This is a genomic window from Micrococcaceae bacterium Sec5.7 (assembly GCA_039636785.1).
Lineage (GTDB): Bacteria > Actinomycetota > Actinomycetes > Actinomycetales > Micrococcaceae > Arthrobacter.
Genome location: CP144169.1, coordinates 3,804,792 through 3,830,037, shown reverse-complemented (window position 1 = coordinate 3,830,037; position 25,246 = coordinate 3,804,792). Strand labels below are relative to the sequence as shown.

The window sequence follows — 25,246 nt, the reverse complement described above, 5'->3', positions numbered from 1 at the left end:
GCGGAGCTGACCGGAATGGCAGAGCTGACCGGAATGGACAGCGACGTCGGCCTGCTGAGTCCAGTGTCGGCATCGCCCGCTGTGGCGGCGCTGACCGGGGACCGGGCCGTATTGGCAGCCATTCTGGCGGTTGAGGCCGGCTGGGCCAAGGTGCTGGAAAAGGCGGGTCTGGCGCCGGCAGGTTCCGCGGCAATCGTGGCTGCTGCCGCGGATGTCTCCCGCTACGACGTGGCTGATATTGCCGTGCGCGCCCAGGGCGGCGCGAATCCGGTGATCCCGCTGCTGGCCGATCTCCGCGAACAGGTCAAGGCCCTGGACACGGCCCCGGACACGGACAACATCAGCGCCGCCGGTATAGATGCGATGAGTGCCGTGCACACCTCGCTCACCAGCCAGGACGTGCTGGATACCGCGCTGATGCTGCTGGCCGGCAACGCGGTTTCGGCGCTGCTCACGGACATCAGAGGTACGACGACGGCGCTCGCCGACCTCGCGGAACAGCATGCGGACACGCTGTGCGTGGGCAGGAGCCTGACGCAGCATTCTCTTCCGTTCACGTTCGGGCTCAAGGCGGCGCAGTGGTTCCACGGTGTGGCTGCCGCCGCGCGGCGGCTCGAGGCCATTGAGCTGCCCGTGCAGTTTGGCGGAGCAGCGGGGACGCTCGCCGCGGGAACGGTGCTGACCTCCGCCTCGGCAGTGACACCCTTCGACCTTGCGGACGCCCTGGCCGCTGAACTCGGCCTGGCGCCGGCGCCGGCCCCGTGGCACACCAACCGCCTCGCCGTCAGCTCGCTGGGGGATTCCCTGGCTGCCGTGCTGGACGCCCTGGGCAAGATCGCGGCAGACGTCCTGTTCCTGAGCAGGCCTGAGGTCGCCGAGCTGGCGGAGCCCCGGGCAGCAGGACGCGGTGTGTCCTCGGCTATGCCGCAGAAGCAGAACCCCGTACTTTCCGTGCTGGTCCGCAGCGCCGCCCTCCAGGCCCCCGGCCTCGCAGCGCAGCTGCACCTGGCCGCCGCCAACTTCAACGACGAGCGCCCGGACGGGGCCTGGCACACGGAATGGCCGGCCATCCGGCAGCTGCTCCGCCTGGCACTTGGCGCCGCCGGCAAGGTCCGGGAGCTTGCCGAGGGCCTGCAGCTTTTCCCCGAAGCCATGCGCCGCAACCTGGAACTGTCCGGTCCGCTGCTGCTGAGCGAAGGTGTGAACGCGGCCGTGGCCCCGCTGCTTGGTGGGAGCCAGGCTGGTCAAACCGGCAAGCAGCAGCTCCAAGCCCTCGTGGACCAGACATTGCAGGCGTCGGCCGCCGAGCAAAGGAGCACCTACCGCCGGCTGCTAAGGGAAGCGGTGCCGGCAGGCCGGCTCTCCGATGAGCGGCTGGAAGAGCTGCTGGATCCCGCCAGCTACCTGGGCCAGGCCGGCGAAATCTCACGGCGCATCCTGGCTGCGTACCCGGAATTTGCACGCGGCAACTCAACCGACTCAACAAGCGCAGACGGAAACGGAGCCTCCCGTGGCTAAACCAACCATCAAAGCAGCGTTGCTTTCACCCCAGCGCGCCCTCGGGGACAAGCCACTCCTCATTGTGGGACCCTCGCTCGGAACGTCCTCGGTGCTCTGGGCCCAGACCGGCGCCCTGCTCGGCGATTCCTTCGACGTGGTGGCCTGGGATCTGCCCGGCCACGGCGTCTCACCTGCCGCCACGGAGACGTTCGACGTCGCGGAGCTGGCTGACGCCGTCGTCGAGCTTGTCGATTCGATCGCCCCGGGCGCGCTGTTCCACTACGCCGGCGTTTCGCTGGGCGGGGCAACGGGCCTGCAGCTGGGCATCAAGCACGGCCAGAGGCTCAAGAGCCTGTCGGTGCAATGTTCCGGCGCCAAGCTGGGCACGCCCGAAGGCTGGCTGGAACGCGCCGATACGGTCCGCGGCCAGGGCACTCCGGTGATGATCCAGGGTTCCGCGCAGCGCTGGTTCGCCCCGGGCTTCATGGACCGCGAGCCCGAGCTCAGCAGTAGGCTTTTGCACTCGCTGCGCGACGCCGACCGCTTCAGCTACGCCTTCTGCTGCGACGCCCTCGCCGGCTTTGACGTCCGTTCTGAGCTCGGCAGCATCTCCGTCCCCACGCTGGCAGTGGCCGGTGCGGAAGACACTGTTGCACCGCCGTCGTTCGCGGAGGAAATCGTGGAAGGCATCAATGCCGGCGGCGGAACCGCCACGGCGGTATCGCTGGACGGTGTGGCGCACCTGGCACCCGCCGAAGCACCTGTTGTTGTGGCTGACCTGCTGCGGAAGTTCATCGGAGGAATCGAAAAATGACCGACCCAGGCAACGCCGCGCGCAACGGCACGGAACGCAACGGAGTGGTCCAGCCGGACGCTACCAGCCAGCAGATTTACGACGGCGGCATGGCAGTCCGCCGCGAAGTGCTGGGTGCCGCGCACGTGGACCGCGCCAACGCCAACAAGGATGCCTTCACCGAGGACTTCCAGGACATGATCACCCGGATCGCGTGGGGTGGCATCTGGACGCGCCCTGGCCTGAGCCGGCAGATGCGCTCGGCCGTGACCATCACCGCGATGGTGGCGCACGGGCACTGGGAAGAGCTGGCCATGCATGTCCGCTCGGCCATCACCAACGGCCTCAGCCGCGACGAAATCAAGGAAGTCCTGCTTCAGACTGCCATCTACTGCGGGGTCCCCTCCGCCAACACCGCCTTCAAGACCGCACAGCAGGTCTTCGCAGAAATGGACAAGAACGCATGAACCAGGCCTTTATCTACGACGCAGTCAGGACGCCTTTCGGTAAGTTCGGCGCCGGCCTTGCCGCCGTCCGCCCGGACGATCTCGCCGCGCATGTGATCCGCGAATCGGTGAAGCGCGTCCCGAAGCTGGACGTGGAGCGCATCGATGAAGTGGTGTTCGGCAACGCCAACGGTGCGGGTGAGGAAAACCGCAACATCGCCCGCATGGGCACGCTGCTGGCCGGGCTCCCGGTCTCCATCCCCGGCACCACGGTCAACAGGCTCTGCGGCTCCTCCCTGGACGCCGCCATCATCGCGTCCCGCCAGATCAACGCGGGCGACGCCGAGCTGATGCTTGTGGGCGGCGCCGAATCCATGAGCCGCGCCCCCTGGGTGCTTCCCAAGACCGAGAAGCCGTACCCGGCCGGCGACATGACCCTGGCGTCCACCACGCTGGGCTGGCGGCTGGTCAACAGGGCCATGCCGAAGGAGTGGACCATCTCCCTGGGCGAGGCCACAGAGCGTCTCCGTGAGAAGTACGGTGTGACCCGGGAACAGCAGGACGAGTTCTCCGCCAACTCCCACAACCTCGCAGCGGCCGCGTGGGATGACGGTTTCTACGACAACCTGGTGAGCCCTGTGCCCGGCACCGACCTGGTCCGGGATGAAGGCATCCGCGCCGGCTCCTCGGCCGAGAAGCTGGCCGGCCTGAAGACCGTGTTCCGGACCGAAAACGGTGGTGTCGATGGAGGTACGGTCACCGCCGGCAACGCCTCCCCGCTGTCGGACGGCGCCTCCGCGGCCTGGATCGGCAGCGAGAGCGCCGCCGGGCTGCTCGGGATGGAACCGCTGGCCCGCATCGCGGGCCGCGGTGCGCACGCCAACGATCCCCAGTACTTCGGCTACGCGCCGGTGGAAGCGGCTAACAAAGCCCTCGCGAAGGCGGGCATCGGCTGGGACCAGGTGGGCGCCGTCGAACTTAACGAGGCTTTTGCCGCACAGTCCCTGGCCTGCATCAATGCCTGGGGTATTGACCCCGCCATTGTGAACCGGCACGGCGGCGCCCTGGCCATGGGCCATCCGCTGGGCGCCTCCGGCACGCGCGTCCTGGGCACGCTGGCCCGCAGCCTGCAGGCGTCAGGTGAGCGCTGGGGCGTCGCCGCAATCTGCATCGGCGTGGGACAGGGCCTGGCCGTGGTGCTGGAAAACGTCACTGCTTCCTCCGGCGCCAGCATAGTGAAGGGCTAGGCCATGCTGACATTCATTGACACCGTCGGCGAGGCCGTTGCCGGGATCCAGGACGGTTCCACCGTGATGATCGGCGGGTTCGGCAACGCCGGCCAGCCATTCGAACTGATCGATGCCCTGATGGACTGCGGCGCGCGCGAGCTGACCGTGGTGAACAACAACGCCGGCCAGGGTGACCAGGGACTGGCGCTGCTGATCAAGGAAGGGCGCGTGAGGAAGATGATCTGCTCCTTCCCGCGCCAGTCCGATTCCTGGCACTTCGACGCCAAGTACAAGGCCGGGGAGATCGAGCTGGAGCTCGTGCCGCAGGGCAACCTGGCCGAGCGAATCCGGGCCGCCGGCGCGGGCATCGGCGGCTTCTTCACGCCCACCGGCTACGGCACCATGCTGGCCGAGGGCAAGGAAACGCGCATCCTCGACGGCCGCGGGCAGGTCTTCGAGACGCCCATCCACGCCGACATCGCGCTCGTCAAGGCTTTGAAGGCGGACGGCAAGGGCAACCTGGTGTACCGCAAGACCGCGCGGAACTTCGGGCCGATCATGGCCGCCGCGGCCAGGCACACGGTGGTGCAGGTGTCCGAGATTGTGCCGGTGGGCGGCCTGGACCCGGAGAACATCGTGACCCCCGGAATCTACGTCAACAGCATTGTGAAGGTGGCCTGACATGAGCGCCCAGACAAGTATCCAGACGTCCCGGACGTCAATCGGCCGGGATGACCTGGCCCGGCTCGTTGCCAAGGACATCCTGCCCGGCTCGTTTGTGAACCTGGGGATCGGCCAGCCCACGCTGGTGTCCAATTACCTCCTGCCGGAGCAGAACATCACGCTCCATACGGAAAACGGCATGCTGGGCATGGGCCCGGAAGCCAGAGGGGACCAGATCGACCGCGACCTCATCAACGCCGGCAAGATCCCCGTCACCGAGCTCCCGGGGGCGTCCTACTTCCACCACGCCGATTCGTTCGCGATCATGCGCGGCGGCCACCTGGACATCTGCGTGCTCGGTGCCTTCCAGGTTTCCGCAACAGGTGACCTGGCCAACTGGCACACCGGGGCACCGGACGCGATTCCTGCCGTGGGCGGGGCCATGGACCTGGCCACAGGCGCCAAGGACGTGTTTGTGATGATGACGCTCCTGACCCGCGAGGGCGTGTCCAAGCTCGTGGAGGCGTGCACGTGCCCGCTGACAGGGGTGGGCTGTGTAACGCGGGTGTACACGGACAAGGCGGTATTCCTCACGGGACCGGACGGCGTCCAGGTCCGCGAGACGTTCGGCTGCACCCTCGAGGAACTCCAGGAATTGGTGCCGGCGCCCCTCAGGGCCGCTGGTTGAGCTGGTCGAAACGGAGCCCGGCGGTTGAGCTTGTCCGGTCCGCTGGTTGAGCTGGTCGAAACCCATAGGATAGGTAACCATGACCGACGCAGCAGTATCCGGAGCGCCCCCGGCGGGAAAATCGCCGCAGGCAAGCGACCTGTACGTGCAGTCGCTGGCGCGTGGATTGTCGGTGATCCGTGCGTTCGACACCGATCACCCGTTCATGACCCTCACGGAAGTGGCCGCCCGGACAGATCTCACCCGGGCCACAGCGCGCCGGTTCCTGCACACCCTCGTGGAGCTGGACTACGTCCGCACGGACGGCAAGACCTTCGCTCTGACAGCCAGGGTGCTGCAGTTGGGGTACGCCTACCTGTCCGGGCTGTCCCTCCCGCAGCTCGCGCAGCCGCACCTCGAGGAGTTGTCGCTCAAGCTGGGGGAGTCGACGTCGGCCGCGGTGCTGGACGGAACAGACATCGCGTACGTTGCCCGAGTGACCACCCGCCGGATCATGAACGTGGGCATCACGGTGGGCACGCGCTTCCCGGCCTATGCAACGTCCATGGGAAGGGTCCTTTTGGCGGCGCTGCCGCCGGCCCAGCTCAAGGAGTATCTGGCCGCGGCAGAAATCAAGCCGCTCACACCCCGGGCGCTGGGCACATCCAAAGAACTGTTGGCGGTATTGGACACTGTGCGGGCGCAGGGCTGGTGCCTGCTGGACCAAGAGCTCGAAATTGGCCTGATGTCCATTGCCGCCCCGGTTGTCCATGGCCCCGCCAAGGTGGTTGCGGCCGTCAACGTGTCCTTGCAGGTGCAGTCCGTGGCGGCAAAACCGGATCCGCAGGCCTACCTGGAATCGGTGCGGAAAGAAATCGTGGCCACCGCGGAGCTGATCTCCTCGGACCTGTCCACAGGCCGTTAGGCATGTGCCGGCGACAAAGGGCCGCACCGACGTGCAGGAGTTCTATCGCTCCCGTGGAATCCACGGTGTCCGGGCTCGCGATATTGTCTCCGACGTCGAGGTGCCGGGCATCCGGGCAGGCCGGCTCGTGCTCGAAAATCTTGACGGCTCCGGCTCCGGCTCCGGCTCCGGCTCCGGCTCCCGGTTGGCCGGGAGCCCAACCAAGCTACTCGAGGATCGCCCCCAAATTTGCGGTTCTCCTGAAGCAGGTTCTCAAAAGCATCGCTGATTCTCGAAGCTGGCTGAACGCTCGTTTAGTCTCCCTCAATTATTCCGTGCGGTGGGAGTCGTCAGGACGGCCGTGTCCGTCTGGTACCCGAGTTCCGGGATACGGCTGGTCGTCGGCGAGCATTATGCCGACAAGGTGGCAAACACCAGGGCCATTACGGCGGCGGCCAGGGCTTCGAGCCCGTGCGCCGCGCGGACTGACATGCTCGGCGCCACTGCGTGCCGAACGGTGGTTTTCGTTGCGCGGGAACGTACCAGAAGGACAAAGAAAACCACTGCCGCGGCTCCGAAAAATGTTGTCGGCAGCGCCGTCAGGACACCTGCTTGATCAGATGTTCCTGCGGCCTTGACGTGAACAGCAGCTGCCGTCGTGTGGTGGGCGTGGGATGTTCCGCCGGCCCGAACGGATCCAAGACCCCTTGTCGTCGCGTGGCCCATCGCTGCGACCATGAGAGCCGCAGCGGCCATTGTGAGGCTGTGATAGGCGCATTTGAGCCGGCCGTGCCTACCCGCGCAGAGTGTTTTGAACTCCGGACGGGCGACCGCCCGGATGGCAAACCAGAGTGCGGCGCCCGTGAGGGCTGCGATCTGGGCCAGCATGGTCGATGGCGCGAGGTCCCACAGCATGGCCGCCATTAGGGCATTCATGAGGGCATGAAGTCTGTTGTTTACTCTGTCCGCGAAGCGGCGTGCCCGCGTCGCCTGCAGGAGGTGATGGCTTCCTGTGACCAGCAGGACGGCCGTGAGGGCCCAGGTAATTGCGGGGACATTGAACACGCGGATCACGCTCTCACTCCGGCCCGGGGCCATGTCCAGGTTCAGGAACAGGATCATCAGGATGACAACACCAACACCAACATCCGCAGCCCCGCGACCACCGGAGCGGCTTTGGTACGCCACACGTTTCTTCCGCGTGTTGCTTGCGGAAACAGTTGAACACGGCGGCCATAGTGAACGTCTGCATAATCAGGAGCGTGAATGTCCCTGGCTCGACTTCTAACCCAATGACAGGCCACACAGCAGCCTGGAGGCCAACCACCGATCACCCGCTGCAAACAACGTCCCGTCCAAGTACAACCACCCCAGGGGTGGAATCAAATTGCGGGGAGCTCGTCCCTGACGAGCTCGTCGTTCTCATCGTTGCGCCACCGCGAGACGAGGTAGCCGACCAGCATCAGCGCGAACGGCAGGGCGACCAGCACCCAGCCGATGGTGCTCAAGCCCCAGACGGTGACAGCCGGGTCTACGCCCTCCGCCACGGTCCCGGCGAGCAGCCCGAAGCGCGACATGAGCAGTTATTCGCCCAGCACCAGACCGATGGCGGACAGAATCGGGGCAATCGTCGTCTGGAAGACGTTTTCGGTGCCCTTGTTGCGCCGGAAGAACACGACCACGGCGATGCACACCAGGATCTCGATCAGCACGATGGCGACGACGGCGAGGCCGCTGAACCAGTAGAAAAGGTTGAGCACCGGGTCGAGCTGGAAGATGGCGAAGACGACGATGACGAGCCCCGAGACCACTGACGTGACAATCGATGCGGTGCTGGGGGCACCACGGCAGTTGACGTGGCTCAGCACCTTGGGCAGCACGCCGCCGCGGCCGAGCGCGAACAGGTAGCGGCTGGCGGCGTTCTGGAAGGCCAACAAACCGGCGAACAGGCTCGAGAGCACGAGGATGCTCATGACCGTCGCCATCCAAGGCCCGATGTACTGCGTGGCCAGGGCGAACAGCACCGCGGCCGGGTCGGCCAGCGGGACGTTCCCGATCGTGGAGTACTCCACCGTCTTTTGGACCACCGTGGAGGCTCCCATTCCGGTCACCATGGCGAAGGCGGTGAGGGCGAACAGCAAGGTGATGACGCCCACCGCGAGGTATGTGGCCCGCGGTACGACCTTCTTCGGGTCCTTGGACTCTTCACCGTAGATCGCGGTGGCCTCGAAGCCGATGAAGGACGCGAAGGCAAAGGCGAAGGCGATGCCGGCCGAGCCGGCGAGTCCGCCGGCGATGATCGACCCCGGGCTGAAGGAAGCCGCGAAATTGAGGCCTTCCGGTCCGCCCTGGATGAGGATCGCCACTGAGGTGATGACCAGCGAGGAGAGTTCAAGCAGCATCAACCCACCGAGGAATTTGGCGCCGACGTCGACGCTAAGCAGCGATAGGAAGGTGACGATGACCCAGGCCAGCAGGGACCACGCCCACCACGGGAGCATGCCGATCTGTGTCGAAATCAGGCCGCCGAAGAAGCCATAGATACCCAGCTGGATGGCCACGTAGGACAGAATGGAGACGAAAGCGGAAGCACTGCTGAGGTGCTTTCCCAGGCCCGCGCCGATGTAGGCGAAGAACGCCCCGGCGTTGGTCACGCGTTGGCTCATCGCCGCATAGCCGACGCTGAACAGGATCAGGGTCAGGCCCACCACCAGATAGGCGCCGGGCGCCGCGGCGCCGTTTCCGAGCACGATGGCGATCGGAACGGCGCCGGTCATGCCGACCAGCGGGGCGGCGGCGGCCACCACGAAGAAAACGATGCCCATGACGCCCAGGCGCCCCTTGCGCAGGGTGGGCGGTGCATCGATGTCAGTTGCGGTTTGTTTTATCGACATGGTCATACTCCTCATGAGTCGATCAGTGCTTGAACCGTCCGCATCCGGACGATTCCTCGGCCGGATTGCGGCCGGCCGGCCCGCCAAGGGGCCACGGCCAAAAGGGGCAAAGACGGCGATGCTAGTGTCACGTGTTAATGGTTTGTTTTCGTTTGATCTTGCCGAGTAGGTAGTCGGCGGTTTTGATCCAGCGGAATGGTTTGGCGCTCTCGTTGTAGTTGGTGATGTAGGTTTCGATGGTGTCTTCGAGGTCTTGGACCGAGTGGAAGGATCCCCGCCTGATGGCTTGGCGGGTGACGAGGCCGAAGAAGATCTCGACCATGTTCAGCCAGGAGCAGCTCGTCGGGGTGAAGTGCATGCTCACGCGCGGGTTGGCGGCCAGCCAGTCCTTGACGTTTTGGTGCTTGTGGGTGGCGTAGTTATCGCAGATGACGTGCAGTTCAACGTCCGGATGGGCGGTCGCAACCTGGTTCAGGAAGTCTACGAACTCGGTGTTGGTGTGCCGCTGGTAGAAGGCGTTGGCACTGACCTTGCCCGTGAGTACGTCCAGGGCAGCGAAGAGGGTCGTGGTCCCGTTGCGCTTGTAGTCGTGCGTCTGCTGGGATGCGTGTTTCGGGGACAGCGGCTGATTCGCATGCGTCCGGTCCAGGGCCTGGATCTGGGTCTTTTCATCGATGCTGACCACGACTGCGTTTTCCGGCGGGGAGATGTACAGGCCGACCACATCACGCAGCTTGGCCTCCAGCTGCGGGTCGGTGGAGAACTTGAACGTCTCGATCCGGTGCGGCTGGATTTTCCATTTGCGCCAGATCCGGGCCACGGAGGAAAACGAGATCGCGAAACGCTCGGCCATGATCCTGGCCGACCAGTGCGAGATCCCCAGTTCCGCCGGCGGCTTCCCATCATTGACCAGGGTCTCGGCAATCAGCGCCAGCTCATCGATCACCGGTTCGCGGCCCGGACGCGGAACATCCTGCAGTCCCTCAACACCGTCCCGGACGTAGCGGTTCCGCCATTTCAACACCGTTGGAGCCGAGAATCCGGTCGACTTCTCAATCTGGATATTCGCCAACCCATCGGCGGCCAGCAAAACGGTCCGGGCCCGAAGAGCCACCGTCGCCGAGGAAGACTTCCCCCGCGTCAATGACTCCAGCAGCTCCCGATCACCCTCACGCAACACCAGTGCTTTCGCCACATAAACCATGGTCCAAGTCTGACAAACAATCAGACCCAAAGGAATCAACGACACGCTACACTAGCTGCCGTGGTGCATCCAGACACCCTTGGTCTGGGTGTAGGCGTCGATCGAGTACGGGCCCATTTCATTGCCCCAGCCGGAGGTCTTGAAGCCGCCCCAGGGCGCGGCCATGTCCGGGACCGGGGGCATGTTCACGAAGATTGCGCCCGCCCGGATACCGTTCACCAGGCGGTGGGCCGTCGTGATGTCCTTGGTCCAGACGGTGGCAGCCAGACCGTACTCCGTGTCATTGGCGCGGTCGATCAGCACCTGCAGCTCGTCATCGTCCTCATAGGTCAGGATCGACAGGACGGGTCCGAAGACCTCCTTGGTCGCGATGACCATGCTGTCCTTGACGCCGGCGAAGATAGTCGGCTGGTAGAAGTAGCCCGTGTCCGCGGCGCGCCCGCCGCCGGTGATCAGCTCGGCGCCCTCGGACCTGCCGGCGGCGACCAACTGTTCGACGTGGGCCAAGTGCTCGGCGGAGACCAGCGGTCCGAGCTGCGTGGACGGATCCACCCCGGGTCCGACCTTCATGGACTGCACGCCGGCTGCCATCTTGGCCACAAATTCGTCCTCGCGCTTCCGGTTAACGTAGAAGCGGGTGTAGGCGGCGCAGACCTGGCCGGAATTGAGCATGCCGCCGGCGATGTTGCCGTCGACGGCTGCATCGATGTCCGCGTCGGCTGCGATGATGGACGGGGCCTTGCCGCCCAGCTCCAGGGTGACCTTTTTCAGGTTCGACGCCGCGGAACCCGCCACAATGGAGCGGCCGACGGCGGTCGAGCCGGTGAACGAGACCTTGTCGACCTTCGGGTGGTCCACCAGAGCCTGGCCCGTGCTGCCGTCGCCGGTCACCAGGTTGACCACGCCGGCGGGGAATCCTGCCTCCTGGGCCAATTCGACCAGCCGGATGGAGGTCAGCGGTGTCTGCTCCGCCGGCTTGATCACGACGGTGTTGCCGGTGGCCAGGGCGGGGGCGAGCTTCCAGGACAGGATCATCAGCGGGAAGTTCCACGGCGTAATGAGCGCGCAGACCCCGATCGGTTCGCGCCGGGTGTAGTGCAGCGTGTCCGAGAAGGAGATCGGGGAGGTGCGGCCCTCGATCTTGGTGACCCAGCCGGCGTAGTAGCGGAAGTGCTCGGCCGCGCCTGCGACCGAAATGTTGCGTGAGATCCCGATCGGCTGGCCCTGGTCCCGGGTTTCCAGCTCGGCGAGTTCATCGCCGTGGGCATCGATCAGATCGGCGAGCCGGAACAGGAGCCGGGCCCGCTCGGCCGGCAGCATGTCCCGCCACTGCGGATTGTTGAAGGCCGCCTGGGCCGCATCGACCGCGGTGCCGACGTCCGCCCGGTTGGCGAAGCCGACTTCCTCAATGACTTCCTCAGTGGCCGGGTTGTAGCTGGTGATGGTGCCGCCGCTCGCGCCGGTCCACTCACCGTTGATGAATAGTTTCGTTGCCATCGGGTAACTCCTAGTCGAGCTGGTAGCCAGCAATTTGCGTTCGGTGGCACCCACACATTGGAGCCAGTGCTATGACTATCCCGCGGGGACGGGGCCCACGTCTTGTCTTTGCGGGAACGGCACTTGACTGCGAGCGAAGAGCTTGTGCCTCCTGCACAGAAGCTTGTGCGGAGGCGCCCCGTCGTCAGTTGCGGCGGCAGGCGCTGGGCGGTTCGCCGAACGCACCGCGGAAGATCCGGCTGAAGTGGGCGGCCTCGATAAATCCCCAACGCGCCGCAATCGCGCTGACCGAACGGCCGGCTAGGAGCGGGTCGGACAGGTCCCGGCGGCAGCGTTCCAGCCTGCGCGTCCGGATCCAGTTGGCAACCGTGGTGCCGGTTTCCTGGAACAGATGGTGCAGGTGGCGCGTCGAGATGAAGTGTGCCCCGGCGATGTCCGCGGGCGACATCCCTGGATCACCCAAATTGGTCTCGATGTAGCGACGGATGCTCTTGAGTATGTCTCCGTGGGTGCCGGCGGCCGGACCGCGGCGGGTGCCCAGCTCGCTGTCAAACATGGTGGCAATCAGGTCGACGGCGTTGTGGGCGAGCCGGTGGCCGCAGGTGCCCGATAGCAGGTCGAGGTTTTCGGCCAGCTGGACCATGAAGGGGCTGATCATCCGCCCCAGCCCGAGATCGCCGGCCATCCGCACCGCCGTCAGTTGGCCAATCGAGTCCACCGGCAGGCCAAGGGCATCGTGAGGGAACATCAGGACCAAGGTCCGGAAGCCGCCGTCGTAAGCCAGCGTATAGGGCCGGTGCGTGTCATACACCGCGAGATCCCCGGGGCGCAGCGTGGCCTCGCGGTTGTCCTGGATCAGCATGCCGTGCCCGGAGAGCTGGAGATTCAACTTGAAGTACCGGCGGTCGGAGGCGGCGATGAGCGAGGGGGTCCGCAGAACCTGGTGGCCACTGGCAGTGACTTCCACAATGGACAGTTCATCGAGCACCTGGGAGCGCAGCCGCCCGCGGAAATTCTCCGAGTCGCTGCGGACCTCCAGCGGCACGAAGGATTCGGAGATCAGATTGTGCCACTGGGCGAAGGAGTTCACCACCGCCGTTTGAGGCGGCAGGTAGGCGCCGGCGCTCCTGGCGCGCAGTCTGGTCTCGGTCACGGATAGCCCCTCTGCCGGTCTCCGGCGCTGCCGCTATGTGGCGTGGAACACATTCCTGCCACTGTAACCCCGGCGAGGGGCGGCTGTCACCTTTTTTCGACAGTCGGCGAATAACGGCCCGGAAAACCCCGTTTCGGACTACGCGCCGGTTGCGAGCAACTGCAGATATCCGTCCAGCTGGGCAACCAGATGCGCGGGCGAATGCTCCGCAGCGGACAGCAATGCCGTGATCTGCGCGCCCAGGACGACGGTCATCAAATGTCCCACGATGTCCTCGTCGGACACGGCGGTGCGGATCTCTCCGGCTGCCCTCGCCTCGTGCAGGTAGCTGAGGAGCCCGGCGCGCCATTCAAGCATGGATTTGTCGTGCAGCTCGGCCTTGGCCGGGTCGGTCAGGGCCCTCTGCCAGAAGGGTATGACGATCCTGGCCTCGCTGATCCTCGTCTCGTCCAAGGGCAGAATCTCATGGCAGTAGGCCCGAAGCGCGGCCAGGCCCTGCTTGCCTGCCGTCGACTCCTCCATGCGCCGGTTCGTCTGGTTGAAGACGTGGGCGAAGGCGAAGGTGACCAGGTCATCCTTGGTGGGGAAATAGGGTTTCAGCGCGCCATTGGCGAATCCAGCTTCAGCCGCGATCTCGCGCATGGTGGCACCCTCGATGCCCTGGCGGGCGATGATCCGCCAGGTCGCATCGACCAGCTGCAATCGGCGCCGGTCATGGTCGACCACCTTCGGCACAATGCCCCCTGAAAATAGAATCCTGCCCTAAAAGGCCCTTGTGAGCCAGCTTACTTAAGGTTATTCTCTACAGTCATAGAACAAAAATACAATCGAGCGGGATTGTTCCGATTGTCCGCTGATCCGGAAAGGTTCACCATGCCTCCCACCTCACTTGCCGCAGCCACCGCCCACTCCCTGGCGACGGCCGCTGAAATCACCGCTGTCCGCGGCATACTGCTTGACGCGGGCCTGCTGGGGGAGAGCATCCGCGTCGCCTACCAAGGCCTGCTCGACCCGCCCCGGGACGCCAGGGCCGGCGTCGTAAACCGCCGCTTCCGGGTCTTCCTGCATGATATTTCGGGTGCGGCGCCCAAGGATGTCGTCGTGTCCATCAGCAGCGGCACCGTTGAGTCCGCCGTCGAGCTGGACACCTTCGTCAGCGGCGAGCTGCCCGTGCTGGAGGAGGAATTCGGCATCGTAGAGGAACTCCTCGCGCGGGACGAGCGCTGGCTCAAGGCCCTGGCGGACCGCGATCTGGATGTGGCCAAGATCCGGGTGGCACCCCTGTCCGCCGGTGTGTTCGAGTACCCCGAGGAAAAGGGCCGGCGCATCCTGCGCGGGCTGGCCTTTGTCCAGGACTTCCCCGAGGACAGCGCCTGGGCCCACCCCGTGGACGGACTCGTGGCATACGTGGACATCGTCGGCAAGACCGTGGACCAGGTTCTGGATTTCGGTCCGGTCCCGGTCCCCGCGGAGCACGGCAACTATACGGACCCCGAACTCACCGGGCCACTGCGCACCACCCTCAAGCCGATCAGCATCACCCAGGGGGAGGGCCCGAGCTTTGCCGTGACCGGCGGCAACCACGTGGAGTGGGGAAAGTGGGGCCTGGATGTGGGCTTCGACGTCCGTGAGGGACTGGTGCTGCACAACATCACCTTCCGGGACGGTGAGCGCCGCCGTTCAGTGATCAACCGGGCCTCCATCGCGGAGATGGTGGTTCCCTATGGTGATCCGGCACCGGTACGCTCCTGGCAGAACTACTTCGACACGGGCGAGTATCTGGTGGGTCAATACGCGAATTCACTGGAGCTGGGCTGCGACTGCCTAGGCGAAATCACCTACTTCAGCCCCGTGATCGCGGATGGATTCGGCAACCCGCGGGAAATCCGCAACGGGATCTGCATGCACGAAGAAGACTGGAGCATCCTGGCCAAGCACAGCGACCTCTGGACAGGCATCGACTACACGCGCCGCAACCGCCGGCTGGTGATCTCCTTCTTCACCACGGTCGGCAACTACGACTACGGCTTCTACTGGTACCTCTACCTCGATGGCACCATAGAGTTCGAGGCCAAGGCCACCGGCGTCGTCTTCACCAGCACCCACCCGGGCAAGGGCTATCCCTACGCCTCGGAAATCGCGCCCGGCCTCGGCGCCCCCTTCCACCAGCACCTGTTCGGGGCGCGCCTGGACATGGCCCTGGACGGCAATACCAACCGGGTGGAGGAAGAGGAATCGGTCCGCGTCCCGATGGGCGACGGCAACGAGCGGGGCAACGCCTTCACCCGCCGGCGCACGCTGCTGGCCACCGAATCCGAGGGCGTCCGCGAGGCGGACATGCGCAAAGGCCGGACCTGGCACATTTCCAACCCGAACTCGCTCAACCGCCTCGGCGAGCCCGTGGCCTACAAGCTGTGCCCGCAGGGTCAGCCGATGCTGCTGGCGGACAAGGGCTCCTCGGTGGCCCAGCGGGCGGCGTTCGCCACCAAGGACCTCTGGATCACCCGCTTCGCCGAGGACGAGCGCTACCCCACCGGGAACTTCGTCAACCAGAATGCGGGCGGCGCCGGCCTGCCGTCGTACATCGCGCAGAACCGCGACATAGACGGCCAGGACATCGTGCTCTGGCACACCTTCGGCCTGACCCACTATCCGCGCGTCGAGGACTGGCCGATCATGCCGGTGGACTCCGTGGGCTTCAAGCTTCGTCCAGACGGGTTCTTCGACCGCTCCCCCGTCCTCGATGTCCCGCCGACCACTCAGGCCGACGGTGGCCATTGCCACAATTAGTGGTCATGCCGGGCAGTGGTCCGCAACATGACGTACCCGCGCGCCGAGGACGCCGCCGTCGTCAAGCCGGGATCACCGTGAGCAAGGCGGCCATCAACACCTTCACCCTGGACAGCCGCTACAGCAGCGACCACGATCCGGTTGCCCCGACCTTGTTGCGCCTGCCGTAACACCCGCCTTACTGCCCTGCCGGCCCTGTGGGCCATAGACTCGAGCCAACTACGTGCAGCAGTGCCGCTCCGCGAGAGTCAAGCCCATCCCCGGGCGCATCCCACCAGAGCGGCACCGCTGTACTCGTCCGAAAGGGAGTCGCTGGTGAAACTAGGCATACCGCGGGAACGCCGCGACGGGGAGCGGCGGGTGGCCGCGACGCCGGAAACGGTGAAGCAGCTGGTAGGGCTGGGCCTCGAGGTCCTGATCGAGTCGCGCGCGGGCGTCGCCGCAGGACACAGCGACGACGAGTACCACCAGGCGGGAGGCCGGATCGTCCCCGACCTCGATCTCGGCGAGCTGGACGTCTACGCCCACGTGCGCGCGCTCGAACCGTCGACAGCTAAAGCCCTCCACCGGGGTGCCGTCACCATCGGTCTGGCCTCGCCGTCGTCCGAACTGCCCACCGTAAGGGCGCTGGCAGACGCCGGAGTGACCTCCTTCGCCCTCGAGCTGGTGCCGCGCATCTCCCGCGCCCAGTCCATGGACGCCCTTTCCTCGCAGGCCCTCGTGGCCGGATACCGCTGCGTGCTCGAAGCGGCCATGCGCCTGCCGCGCTTCTTCCCGCTCTTCATGACGGCCGCCGGAACCGTCCCTCCGGCCCGGGTGCTGGTCCTCGGCGTGGGCGTCGCCGGGCTGCAGGCCATCGGCACGGCCAAACGGCTTGGGGCGCGCGTCTCCGCCAACGACATCCGGCCGTCTTCGGCCGACGAGGTGGCTTCAATGGGCGGCACCTTCATCAAGCTGGGCCTCGACAAGGTGGGGGAGACAGCGGAGGCATCCGGCGGCTACGCGCGGGAGCTCAGCGCCGACCGCGGCGCCCTGCAGCGCCGGCTTCTGGCCCCGCACGTCGCCCAGGCGGACGTTCTGATCACGACGGCGGCTGTCCCCGGCAGGCGGGCACCGCTTCTGGTGAGCCGGGAAATGGTGCAGGGCATGCGCCCGGGTTCCGTCGTCGTCGACCTCGCCGCTGAGTCCGGCGGCAATGTGGAGGGTTCCGTGCCCGGCCAGGACGTCCAGGTGCCCACGGCGGACGGTCGGGGAAGCGTCACCCTGGTGGGGATGAAGGACGTCGCCTCCACCATGCCGGCCGACGCGTCGCGCCTGTACGCCAAGAACGTCGCCAACCTGCTGGCTCTGATGACCCGGGAGGGCACCGTGACCCCGGATTTCGAGGACGAAGTGGTGGCGGGCGCCTGCCTGACGCACGGCGGCGCAGTGCGGCACGGGCCGACGGCGGAGGCTCTTACCGCACTCGCCGTCGAGCCTCAGCCGGACGTTGAGCCATATGCTGTGCGGTCCCGACCGGCAGAGCCTCAGCCGGCAGAGCCTCAGCCCGCAGAAGCCCGGATCGAAGGGATGTCCTGATGGACGGCATGAGCCTGCTCACCATCACAGTGCTGTCGGTCTTCGTGGGCTTCGAGGTGGTCTCGAAGGTCTCCAGCACGCTGCACACACCCCTGATGTCCGGGGCCAACGCCATCCACGGCATCATTCTGGTGGGAGCCATCATCGTGGCCGGTCAGGCGGAGGATCCGTGGGTGCTGGCGGTTGCCCTGCTCGCAGTCGTCCTCGCCACCGCTAATCTGGTGGGCGGATTTGTGGTGACGGACCGCATGCTGGAGATGTTCCGCGGCCGCAAGGTCCCGCCGTCGTCCGCCGGGAAGGCGTCCACCGGAAAGGCATCGGCTGGAAAGGCGCCTGACGCGCCAGCCTCCGAGGGCAAGGAGGGCGCACAGTGACTCTCCTCAACCCGAGCTGGACGGCCGTGCTCTACCTTGCAGCGGCCGCCTGCTTCATCCTGGCACTCAGGGGCCTGAACTCGCCGCGCACCGCCCGCCGCGGCAATCTTTTGGGCGCGTTCGGTGCGCTGCTCGCCGTCGTCACGGTCTTCTTCTCGGTCAAACTGGACAACATCCCCTGGATCCTCGCCGCGATCGCGGTGGGCTCGGCGGTTGCCGCGCCGGTGGCACGGCGGGTGAAGATGACCCAGATGCCGCAGCTCGTGGCGTTGTTCAACGGCGTGGGCGGCGGGGCCGCGGCACTTGTGGCACTGCTCGAGCTCGCCCACACAGAGGACGCCTGGGTGCGCGTTGCCATCGTCTTCACGCTGCTGGTGGGGGCCGTCTCCTTCGCCGGATCAGCCCTGACCTTCGCCAAGCTGCAGGAGCTCATGACCACCCGGCCCGTGGTGTTCCCCGGCCTGCCGGTGATCATGGGTGCGGTGCTCCTCGCTGCGGTGGGTGCCGCCGCCGCCGTCGTCCTTACCGGTTCCTTCGCGCTCGCGCTGGTGCTTCTGGTGCTGGGGCTGCTGGCCGGCGTACTGCTGGTGCTGCCGGTGGGCGGCGCAGACGTGCCGATCGTCATCTCGCTGCTGAACGCCTTCACCGGCCTGGCCGTGGCGGCCTCCGGCCTGGTGCTGGGCAACGTGCTCCTGGTGGTGGCCGGCACCCTGGTGGGCGCCTCGGGCACCATCCTCACCCGGGCCATGGCAGCGGCCATGGGCCGCAGCGTGGCGGGCATCCTGTTCGGGGCGTTCCGGGGAGGCTCGACGGCGGGATCGACCGCGGTGAGCGATCGGCCAGTGCGCTCTTCCAGCGCGGAGGACGTCGCCGTACTGCTGGGCTACTCGCAGCGGGTGATCATCGTCCCCGGCTACGGGCTCGCCGTGGCACAGGGGCAGCACACCGCGGCCGAGCTCGCCCTGGCCCTCGAGGCCCGCGGCATCCGGGTGGACTTCGCAATTCATCCGGTGGCCGGGCGCATGCCGGGGCACATGAATGTGCTGCTGGCCGAGGCCAATGTGCCCTACGAGTCACTCAAGGAGATGAGCGAGATCAACTCCGAATTCAGGACGGCCGATGTGGCGTTGGTGGTGGGCGCGAACGACGTCGTCAACCCCGCCGCGAAGACGTCCCCCGGCTCGCCGATCTATGGCATGCCCATCCTCGAGGTGGCCGACGCGCGGCAGGTGGTCTTCCTCAAGCGTTCCATGCGGCCCGGGTTCGCGGGGATCGAGAACGAGCTGATGCACGAGCCGCAGACCACGCTGCTGTTCGGCGACGCGAAGGACTCCCTGACCAAGGTGCTGGGGGCGGTCAAGGGGCTGTAATTCCCCGGCGGTTGAGAACCCGTCGCTCATTTGAGCACACCAATAGCGCTCATCTGATACGCTGGCGGAAAGTTCCTACTACCGCCTGAGGATCCTCGATGACGACGCTCGATTCACGCGCCCTGCCCCAGCTGTCCGCCAAACTGGCAGTCCCCGGCTATGACCGCTCCGCCCTGAAAACGGGAATCGTCCACTTCGGTGTGGGCGGCTTCCACCGTGCCCACCAGGCCATGTACCTCGACCGGCTGATGAACCAGGGCACGGCCCTGGACTGGGCCATCTGCGGTGTGGGGGTGCTGCCCCACGACGCCAGAATGAAACAGGTCATGGCGGACCAGGACTGCCTCTACACGCTGGTGCTCAAGAACCCGGACGGCACCCGTGAAGGCCGCGTCATCGGCTCCATCAAGGAGTACCTCTTCGCCCCGGAAGACCCCGAAGCGGTCATCGAAAAGATGGCCTCGCCCGAGGTCAGGATCGTTTCCCTGACCGTCACGGAGGGCGGCTACAACTTCCATCACGTGACCGGGGAGTTCGACGCCGGCCATCCGGACGTGGTCCATGATCTCGCCTCCGCCGCTGCCCCGAAGACCACCTTCGGCCTGGTCACCGAAGCGCTGGCCCGCCGACGTGAGCGCGGCATTGCGCCGTTCACGGTGATGTCCTGCGACAACATCCAGGGCAACGGCGATGTCGCCAAGAAAATGTTCACCGCCTACGCCACCTTGAAGGACGCCGGCCTGGGCGCCTGGATCAGCGAAAACGTCCCGTTCCCCAACTCCATGGTGGACCGGATCACGCCCGTCACCACGGACGCCGACTGCGCCGAGATCGCGGACGAATTCGGTGTGGAGGACCAGTGGCCGGTGGTCTGCGAACCCTTCGAGCAGTGGGTGCTGGAGGACCACTTCAGTCTTGGCCGCCCGGAGTTCGAGGAAGCCGGCGTCCAGCTGGTGGAGGACGTTGAGCCGTACGAGCTCATGAAGCTGCGGCTGCTCAACGCCAGCCACCAGGGCCAGTGCTATTTCGGCTACCTGGCCGGCTACCGCTATGCGCACGAGGCCTGCCAGGATCCGTTGTTCGTCCGGTTCCTGCTGGACTACATGGACCGCGAGGCCACGCCCACGCTGGCGCCCCTGCCCGGCGTTGACCTGCCACTGTACAAGAGGACGCTGATCGAGCGCTTCGCCAATGAGCATGTCCGTGACACCCTGGCCCGCCTGTGTGCCGAGTCGTCGGACCGGATCCCCAAGTGGCTGGTTCCGGTGATCCGGATCAACCTGGAGCACGACGGCGAGATCTCCCGTTCCGCCGCGATCGTCGCCTCCTGGGCGCGTTACGCCGAAGGTGCGGACGAGGCAGGGGAGGCGATCGACGTCGTCGACCGTCTCAGGGAACCGCTGATGGCTGCCGCTTCGCGGCAGCGCGAGGACAGGCTGGCGTTCCTCCGGAACCGCGGGGTCTTCGGCGATCTGGTGGACAACGAACGGTTCACCGGCCAGTACCTCAAGGCGCTGGATACACTGCACAGTTCGGGAGCCCGCGCAGCTGTGGAGCAGCTGGTAAGTACCGAAGCCCGAGCCTGAGCACGGTTCCGTCGGGCGCGGTTAGGATTGCCTTGTCACCGAGGAACCACGCCTGCTTCGAACCAGAAGGATCCCATGTCAGCCTCAGATTCCACGCCGTTGAAGCGCGCGGCCGTTGTCATCAATCCCGCCAAGTCCGCGGATGTGGATGTGCGCGGCATGCTCACACGGCTCAGCGCGAGCAACGGCTGGGATGAGCCGCTGTGGCTCGAAACAACCGAGGAGGACCCGGGTACCGGGCAGGCGCGGGAAGCGCTGGAGGCAGGAGCCGACGTCGTTATGGCCGCGGGCGGTGACGGAACGGTTCGCTGCGTGGCTGAGGTTCTTGCCGGAACAGGCACGCCAGTGGGACTCATCCCGCTCGGCACCGGAAACCTGCTGGCCCGCAACCTGGGCATCGACATCACGGACATGGACGCGGCCGTCAGCAGCGCGCTGCTGGGTAGCGACCGGAAAATCGACGTAGTGCGGGCAACCCTTGACCACTCGGAGGACGGGCAGGTTTTCGTGGTGATGGCCGGACTCGGATTCGACGCCAGCATCATGGCCGACACCAACTCTGACCTCAAGGACAAAGTAGGGTGGCTGGCCTATGTGGACGCCGCCGTCCGCAACCTTCCCGGCAAGCCCGTCAAAGCGAAGATCAGCGTTGACGGCCAGCATGCCGTCAGCCGCCGGATGCGCAGCGTGATGGTGGGTAACTGCGGCAAACTGCAGGGCGGCGTTGAGATTTTCCCGGACGCTTCGGTGGATGACGGCATCCTGGACCTGGTTGTCCTGGCGCCCGGCGGCACGTTTGGCTGGCTCGGCGTCCTGGCCGAAATGGTGGGCAAGGGCCGGGGCAAAGACACCTCGGTGGAATATTTCCAGGGCAAGTCAGTGGAGATCAGCCTGGCGCACGAACAGGAATTCCAGCTCGACGGCGACCACGAGGGCAAGGGCTCACACCTCTCCATGAAAGTGGATCCCGGCGCCCTGCTGGTACGCATGGCCGGTACGCATGGCTGAGAGCTGACCGCTCGCGGCTCCCCAGACGTCGCCTCAGCCGCAGCAGCCTGTTCCGCAACGAACTACCCGACTGTCTCACATCGTTGACACACCTCAAACGCTGCCCTCTGTGTTTCTGAAGTCACGCGGGGGCCTCGGCCGACAGCTCGCCGGCAAGGGCGCCGGCAAGTTCCTCGTCAAGGATCAGGGTGCTGATGAACCCGGCGGCGGCAGAAGCGCGGACGGCGTCCGCCCGCCCGGCTCCCTGCGCCACGGCAATGACCTGGGGGGTGCCCTGCAGCTGCGCGAGCGTGACGGCGATGATGCGGGCGTCCAGTTCCGTGGTCACCGCCGAGCCGTTCGCGTCGATCAGGCGGCCCGAGCACTCGGCCACGGCGCCTGCCGCCAGCGCAGCTTTCCGCACCGGGTTGTCCACGCGTTCCCAGACGGTGGAAATCTCCGGCGCCCACCCTCCGATGGCGATCACCGCCAGGTCCAGCGAGTCCGCCTTGTTCAGGGCGTCCGAGATTTCGGGCTGCCTGCGCAGCCCGTTGGCCGTTGCGGCGCTGTCAACCACCAGCGGCGCCCACATGGGCCAGGTCCTGCCGCCCGCCACCCGGCCCAGGCGCTGGATCAGCTCTAGCGGGTTCCCGTTCCCGGCCACGGGGAGCGCCCCGGCAAGCTGGACCACCTCGCACGGGGGAAGTTCAGTCACGTAGTGCGCCGCTACGTCGAGGGTCCGGGACCAGGAAATCCCCACCGTCATGCCGGCACGCGTGGCGGCCATCAGCTCCTTGGCCGCGGCACGTCCCAGTTCATCGCGCTGCTGGACGACGTCGGCCAGGCTGCGGACCACCACAACCCGCCGCACACCGAGCGATGCTGCCAGCTGGGATGCATCCGCGGGCACGGGGGAGTCGGGGAAATGCACCTCGATCCTCACAATTCCCGCGGCCCGCGCTTCGTCCAGATAGCGCGCCACCTGGAACCGCGAGATGCCGTAGGACGTGGCGATTTCAACCTTTGACCGGTTGTCCAGGTAGTACTCCTTGCCGATCAGGGCCAGGAGTTCCTCGTGCGATGTCTCAGACACAGTTTCACCTTTGTGCGTAACGAATGAGCGCCAAGTCTTGCTCAATTGAGTATATATGACTAGAGTCACATTACAAATGAGCACGACTTGGATCTCAAATGAGCAGAAAGATTGAGGGTAGCCAATGAAGTTTCCCCCTAACCGCAGCCGGCGGCGCACGCGCCGTCCCGGCACCGGACGGCTGAAAAGCCTGGTGGCAGGAGCCGCTGCGACGGCCATGCTGCTGACAGGATGTTCGACGGCGGGCGGCGGCGAGGCCTCCGGCCCCACGGACATTGTGGTCGCCATCGTTGCCAACCCGCAGATGAAGGATGCCATTGCGCTTCAGGATGATTTCAAGGCGAAGCACCCCGGCATCAACGTGAGGTTTGTGTCTCTGCCGGAGAACGAAGCCAGGGCCAAGATCACGGCCTCGGTGGCCACCGGCGGCGGCGAGTTCGACGCCGTGATGATCTCCAACTATGAGACGCAGATGTGGGCCAAGAACGGCTGGATCACGGATCTGCAGCCCTACGCGGACAAGACGGCCGGCTACGATCCGGACGACTTCATCCCCACCATCAAGGACGCGCTCAGCTACGATGGGGACCTCTACTCGGTGCCCTTCTACGGCGAATCCTCCTTCCTGGCCTACCGCAAGGATCTCTTCGAGGCGGCCGGGCTGACCATGCCAGCCAACCCCACCTGGGCTGACGTCAAGGGTTTCGCCGAAAAGCTCAATGATCCCCGGAGGGACTTCGCCGGCGTCTGCCTGCGCGGGCTCGCCGGCTGGGGCGAAGTGATGGCGCCGCTGGGCACGGCCATCAACACGTACGGCGGCCGGTGGTTCGATCAGGACTGGAACGCCAGGCTGGATTCCCCCGAGGTGGAAGCCGCCGTCACCGACTACGTTGACCTGGTCCGCACCAGCGGCCAGCCGGGCGCAGCCACCAGCGGCTACGGCGACTGCATCACCCGCTACAGCCAGGGCAAGGCCGCCATGTGGTACGACGCCACGGCCATGGTCTCCAGCATCGAGGACCCCAAATCCTCCACCGTGGTGGGCAAAACCGCCTACGCCCCGGCACCGGTGAAGAACACCGAATCCGCCGGCTGGCTGTACAGCTGGTCCCTCGCCATCCCCGAGACCAGCAAGCACAAGGACGCGGCCTGGGACTTCGTCTCCTGGATGACCGACAAGGACTACATCAAACTGGTGGGCAACAAGGTGGGCTGGGAGCGCGTCCCCCCGGGCAGCCGCAAGTCAACCTACGAGAACCCCGACTACGCCAAGGTGGCGCAGGCGTACGCCGGCCCCACCCTCGCGGCCATGAACGGAGCCTCGCAGAAATCCAGCATGACCCAGGCCGTTCCGTACCCGGGCCTGCAGTTTGTGGGTATCCCGGAATTCCAGGACCTCGGCACGCGCGTGGCGCAGCAGATCTCCGCCGCCATCGCAGGGCAGAAGACGGTCAAGCAGGCATTGGAGCAATCACAGCAATACGCGGAAACCGTGGCTGAGTCCTACAAATCCGGCGCGTCCAAGGAAGGCGGCAAGTAATGACGGCAACACTGGTTGGCAAACACAACCTCAAGCAGCACGAACTGAAGCAGCAGCTGCTCAGGGACGAGGGCAGGAGCGGCAGGGGCAACAGCGGGCGGTCCGCGGCCGAAGGCTGGCGTCGACGGGCTCCGCTCCTGCCGGCACTGATCTTCACCGTCCTGGTCACGCAGCTGCCGTTTGTGGTGACCCTCTGGTACTCGCTGCGGTCCTGGAACCTGCTCCGCACCGACGGCGACATTTTCGTGGGCCTGCGGAACTACGCGGACATCTTCCTGGACTCCACCTTCCGCGGTGCTGCGCTGAACAGCGTGGTCATCACGCTGGGCTGCGTTTTCGCCGCCATGGTTCTCGGCACCTTCTTCGCCATTCTGCTGGACCGCAGCTTCAAGGGCCGCGGCGTGGTGCGGACCATGCTCATCACGCCGTTCCTGATCATGCCCGTGGCCGGTGCCACCCTGTGGTCCGTGTCCATGCTCAACCCGAGCTTCGGGCTGGTGAACTGGGCCATCGGCCTGGTGGGAATCGGGCCCGTGGACTGGACCTCGCAATACCCCGTGGTCTCCATCCTGATGGCCCTTGTCTGGCAGTGGACCCCCTTTATGATGCTGCTGGTCCTCGCCGGGCTGCAGGCCCAGCCCAAGGATGTCCTCGAGGCCGCCCAGATCGACGGTGCCGGCTGGGGCAAGACCTTCGTCTTCGTCACGCTCCCGCAGCTGCGCCGGTACATCGAACTCGGCGTGCTCCTCGGTGCCATCTACGTGGTGAACACCTTCGACCAGATCTACCTGATGACGGCCGGCGGCCCCGGGACTGCCAGCGCCAACCTGCCGTTCTACATCTACCAGCGGGCCTTCCTGGGCTTCGACATCGGCCAGGCAGCAGCGATGGGCGTGGTGGTTGTCATCGCCACCATCTTCATTGCCAGCTTCGCCCTGCGCCTCATCTTCCGCAGCTTCGATACAAAGGATTAGGCCG

The 25,246-nt window shown here is 65.9% G+C and carries 23 protein-coding genes; 15 read left to right on the top strand and 8 right to left on the bottom strand.

Annotated features, from left to right (window positions below):
* Window positions 1–33 precede the first annotated feature (33 nt).
* The 7 genes from V3C33_18295 to V3C33_18265 all read left to right on the top strand — a co-directional run bounded on the left by V3C33_18295 (window position 34) and on the right by V3C33_18265 (window position 6,223).
* Window positions 34–1,518, top strand: a complete 1,485-nt coding sequence (locus V3C33_18295; GenBank protein XAS69788.1) for a lyase family protein — start codon at window positions 34–36, stop codon at window positions 1,516–1,518.
* Complete coding sequence (locus tag V3C33_18290) at window positions 1,511–2,314, top strand: alpha/beta fold hydrolase (GenBank protein XAS67360.1); 804 nt, start codon at window positions 1,511–1,513, stop codon at window positions 2,312–2,314. Before V3C33_18295 ends, V3C33_18290 begins: the two co-directional genes overlap by 8 nt.
* Window positions 2,311–2,760, top strand: a complete 450-nt coding sequence (pcaC, locus tag V3C33_18285) for a 4-carboxymuconolactone decarboxylase (GenBank protein ID XAS67359.1) — start codon at window positions 2,311–2,313, stop codon at window positions 2,758–2,760. Before V3C33_18290 ends, pcaC begins: the two co-directional genes overlap by 4 nt.
* Entirely contained in the window at window positions 2,757–3,986 is a 1,230-nt protein-coding gene (locus tag V3C33_18280) for a thiolase family protein (protein ID XAS67358.1), read from the top strand. Before pcaC ends, V3C33_18280 begins: the two co-directional genes overlap by 4 nt.
* 3 nt (window positions 3,987–3,989) lie before the next feature.
* Complete coding sequence (locus tag V3C33_18275; protein ID XAS67357.1) at window positions 3,990–4,649, top strand: 3-oxoacid CoA-transferase subunit A; 660 nt, start codon at window positions 3,990–3,992, stop codon at window positions 4,647–4,649.
* A gap of 1 nt (window position 4,650) precedes the next feature.
* Complete coding sequence (locus V3C33_18270) at window positions 4,651–5,319, top strand: 3-oxoacid CoA-transferase subunit B (protein ID XAS67356.1); 669 nt, start codon at window positions 4,651–4,653, stop codon at window positions 5,317–5,319.
* A gap of 79 nt (window positions 5,320–5,398) precedes the next feature.
* Window positions 5,399–6,223 carry an IclR family transcriptional regulator C-terminal domain-containing protein gene (locus V3C33_18265; protein ID XAS67355.1) on the top strand — a complete coding sequence of 275 codons (825 nt, stop codon included), beginning with the start codon at window positions 5,399–5,401 and terminating at the stop codon, window positions 6,221–6,223.
* A 390-nt stretch (window positions 6,224–6,613) separates the two neighbouring features.
* Here the strand turns inward: V3C33_18265 and V3C33_18260 are convergent, their stop codons facing one another.
* The 7 genes from V3C33_18260 to V3C33_18230 all read right to left on the bottom strand — a co-directional run bounded on the left by V3C33_18260 (window position 6,614) and on the right by V3C33_18230 (window position 13,685).
* Complete coding sequence (locus V3C33_18260) at window positions 6,614–7,390, bottom strand: DUF5134 domain-containing protein (protein XAS67354.1); 777 nt, start codon at window positions 7,388–7,390, stop codon at window positions 6,614–6,616.
* A 194-nt stretch (window positions 7,391–7,584) separates the two neighbouring features.
* Window positions 7,585–7,779 (bottom strand): hypothetical protein, encoded by a 195-nt coding sequence (locus V3C33_18255; protein ID XAS67353.1) that lies wholly within the window; start codon window positions 7,777–7,779, stop codon window positions 7,585–7,587.
* Between the two features lie 6 nt (window positions 7,780–7,785).
* On the bottom strand, window positions 7,786–9,096 hold the full coding sequence (locus tag V3C33_18250) for an APC family permease (GenBank protein ID XAS67352.1): 1,311 nt from the start codon (window positions 9,094–9,096) through the stop codon (window positions 7,786–7,788).
* Window positions 9,097–9,223: 127 nt separating this feature from the next.
* Window positions 9,224–10,300: an IS630 family transposase gene (locus tag V3C33_18245; GenBank protein ID XAS67351.1), complete on the bottom strand. Its 1,077-nt coding sequence runs from the start codon at window positions 10,298–10,300 to the stop codon at window positions 9,224–9,226.
* Between the two features lie 51 nt (window positions 10,301–10,351).
* Entirely contained in the window at window positions 10,352–11,797 is a 1,446-nt protein-coding gene (locus tag V3C33_18240) for an aldehyde dehydrogenase family protein (GenBank protein XAS67350.1), read from the bottom strand.
* A 184-nt stretch (window positions 11,798–11,981) separates the two neighbouring features.
* A complete protein-coding gene (locus tag V3C33_18235) occupies window positions 11,982–12,857 on the bottom strand; it encodes a helix-turn-helix domain-containing protein (protein ID XAS69787.1) in 876 nt (291 codons plus the stop codon).
* A 231-nt stretch (window positions 12,858–13,088) separates the two neighbouring features.
* Window positions 13,089–13,685, bottom strand: coding sequence for a TetR family transcriptional regulator C-terminal domain-containing protein (locus V3C33_18230; GenBank protein ID XAS67349.1), 597 nt, complete (start codon window positions 13,683–13,685; stop codon window positions 13,089–13,091).
* A gap of 138 nt (window positions 13,686–13,823) precedes the next feature.
* Here V3C33_18230 and V3C33_18225 point away from each other — a divergent pair, with 138 nt between their 5' ends.
* The 6 genes from V3C33_18225 (at window position 13,824) to V3C33_18200 (ending at window position 21,656) form a co-directional block, all read left to right on the top strand.
* Complete coding sequence (locus tag V3C33_18225; GenBank protein XAS67348.1) at window positions 13,824–15,740, top strand: primary-amine oxidase; 1,917 nt, start codon at window positions 13,824–13,826, stop codon at window positions 15,738–15,740.
* Window positions 15,741–16,055: 315 nt separating this feature from the next.
* A complete protein-coding gene (locus tag V3C33_18220) occupies window positions 16,056–17,318 on the top strand; it encodes a Re/Si-specific NAD(P)(+) transhydrogenase subunit alpha (GenBank protein XAS67347.1) in 1,263 nt (420 codons plus the stop codon).
* Window positions 17,318–17,692 carry an NAD(P) transhydrogenase subunit alpha gene (locus V3C33_18215; protein ID XAS67346.1) on the top strand — a complete coding sequence of 125 codons (375 nt, stop codon included), beginning with the start codon at window positions 17,318–17,320 and terminating at the stop codon, window positions 17,690–17,692. Before V3C33_18220 ends, V3C33_18215 begins: the two co-directional genes overlap by 1 nt.
* On the top strand, window positions 17,689–19,062 hold the full coding sequence (locus V3C33_18210; GenBank protein ID XAS67345.1) for an NAD(P)(+) transhydrogenase (Re/Si-specific) subunit beta: 1,374 nt from the start codon (window positions 17,689–17,691) through the stop codon (window positions 19,060–19,062). The genes V3C33_18215 and V3C33_18210 overlap by 4 nt, the downstream gene beginning before the upstream one ends.
* Window positions 19,063–19,160: 98 nt before the next feature.
* Window positions 19,161–20,648, top strand: coding sequence for a mannitol dehydrogenase family protein (locus V3C33_18205; GenBank protein XAS67344.1), 1,488 nt, complete (start codon window positions 19,161–19,163; stop codon window positions 20,646–20,648).
* A gap of 75 nt (window positions 20,649–20,723) precedes the next feature.
* Window positions 20,724–21,656 (top strand): diacylglycerol kinase family protein, encoded by a 933-nt coding sequence (locus V3C33_18200; protein XAS67343.1) that lies wholly within the window; start codon window positions 20,724–20,726, stop codon window positions 21,654–21,656.
* A 121-nt stretch (window positions 21,657–21,777) separates the two neighbouring features.
* Here the strand turns inward: V3C33_18200 and V3C33_18195 are convergent, their stop codons facing one another.
* Window positions 21,778–22,728: a sugar-binding domain-containing protein gene (locus tag V3C33_18195; protein XAS67342.1), complete on the bottom strand. Its 951-nt coding sequence runs from the start codon at window positions 22,726–22,728 to the stop codon at window positions 21,778–21,780.
* 217 nt (window positions 22,729–22,945) lie between these two features.
* On the opposite strand from V3C33_18195, the gene V3C33_18190 reads away from it, so the two are divergent.
* Both V3C33_18190 and V3C33_18185 read left to right on the top strand, forming a co-directional pair.
* Window positions 22,946–24,268, top strand: a complete 1,323-nt coding sequence (locus tag V3C33_18190; GenBank protein ID XAS69786.1) for a sugar ABC transporter substrate-binding protein — start codon at window positions 22,946–22,948, stop codon at window positions 24,266–24,268.
* A complete protein-coding gene (locus V3C33_18185; protein XAS67341.1) occupies window positions 24,268–25,242 on the top strand; it encodes a sugar ABC transporter permease in 975 nt (324 codons plus the stop codon). The genes V3C33_18190 and V3C33_18185 overlap by 1 nt, the downstream gene beginning before the upstream one ends.
* Window positions 25,243–25,246 lie beyond the last annotated feature (4 nt).

Coding starts and splice junctions, on each gene's coding strand:
- V3C33_18295 (XAS69788.1), top strand. CDS start 34: ATGGACAGCGACGTCGGCCTGCTGAGTCCAGTGTCGGCATCGCCCGCT.
- pcaC (XAS67359.1), top strand. CDS start 2,311: ATGACCGACCCAGGCAACGCCGCGCGCAACGGCACGGAACGCAACGGA.
- V3C33_18280 (XAS67358.1), top strand. CDS start 2,757: ATGAACCAGGCCTTTATCTACGACGCAGTCAGGACGCCTTTCGGTAAG.
- V3C33_18275 (XAS67357.1), top strand. CDS start 3,990: ATGCTGACATTCATTGACACCGTCGGCGAGGCCGTTGCCGGGATCCAG.
- V3C33_18270 (XAS67356.1), top strand. CDS start 4,651: ATGAGCGCCCAGACAAGTATCCAGACGTCCCGGACGTCAATCGGCCGG.
- V3C33_18265 (XAS67355.1), top strand. CDS start 5,399: ATGACCGACGCAGCAGTATCCGGAGCGCCCCCGGCGGGAAAATCGCCG.
- V3C33_18255 (XAS67353.1), bottom strand. CDS start 7,779: ATGTCGCGCTTCGGGCTGCTCGCCGGGACCGTGGCGGAGGGCGTAGAC.
- V3C33_18250 (XAS67352.1), bottom strand. CDS start 9,096: ATGTCGATAAAACAAACCGCAACTGACATCGATGCACCGCCCACCCTG.
- V3C33_18245 (XAS67351.1), bottom strand. CDS start 10,300: ATGGTTTATGTGGCGAAAGCACTGGTGTTGCGTGAGGGTGATCGGGAG.
- V3C33_18240 (XAS67350.1), bottom strand. CDS start 11,797: ATGGCAACGAAACTATTCATCAACGGTGAGTGGACCGGCGCGAGCGGC.
- V3C33_18225 (XAS67348.1), top strand. CDS start 13,824: ATGCCTCCCACCTCACTTGCCGCAGCCACCGCCCACTCCCTGGCGACG.
- V3C33_18215 (XAS67346.1), top strand. CDS start 17,318: ATGGACGGCATGAGCCTGCTCACCATCACAGTGCTGTCGGTCTTCGTG.
- V3C33_18205 (XAS67344.1), top strand. CDS start 19,161: ATGACGACGCTCGATTCACGCGCCCTGCCCCAGCTGTCCGCCAAACTG.
- V3C33_18200 (XAS67343.1), top strand. CDS start 20,724: ATGTCAGCCTCAGATTCCACGCCGTTGAAGCGCGCGGCCGTTGTCATC.
- V3C33_18190 (XAS69786.1), top strand. CDS start 22,946: ATGCTGCTGACAGGATGTTCGACGGCGGGCGGCGGCGAGGCCTCCGGC.
- V3C33_18185 (XAS67341.1), top strand. CDS start 24,268: ATGACGGCAACACTGGTTGGCAAACACAACCTCAAGCAGCACGAACTG.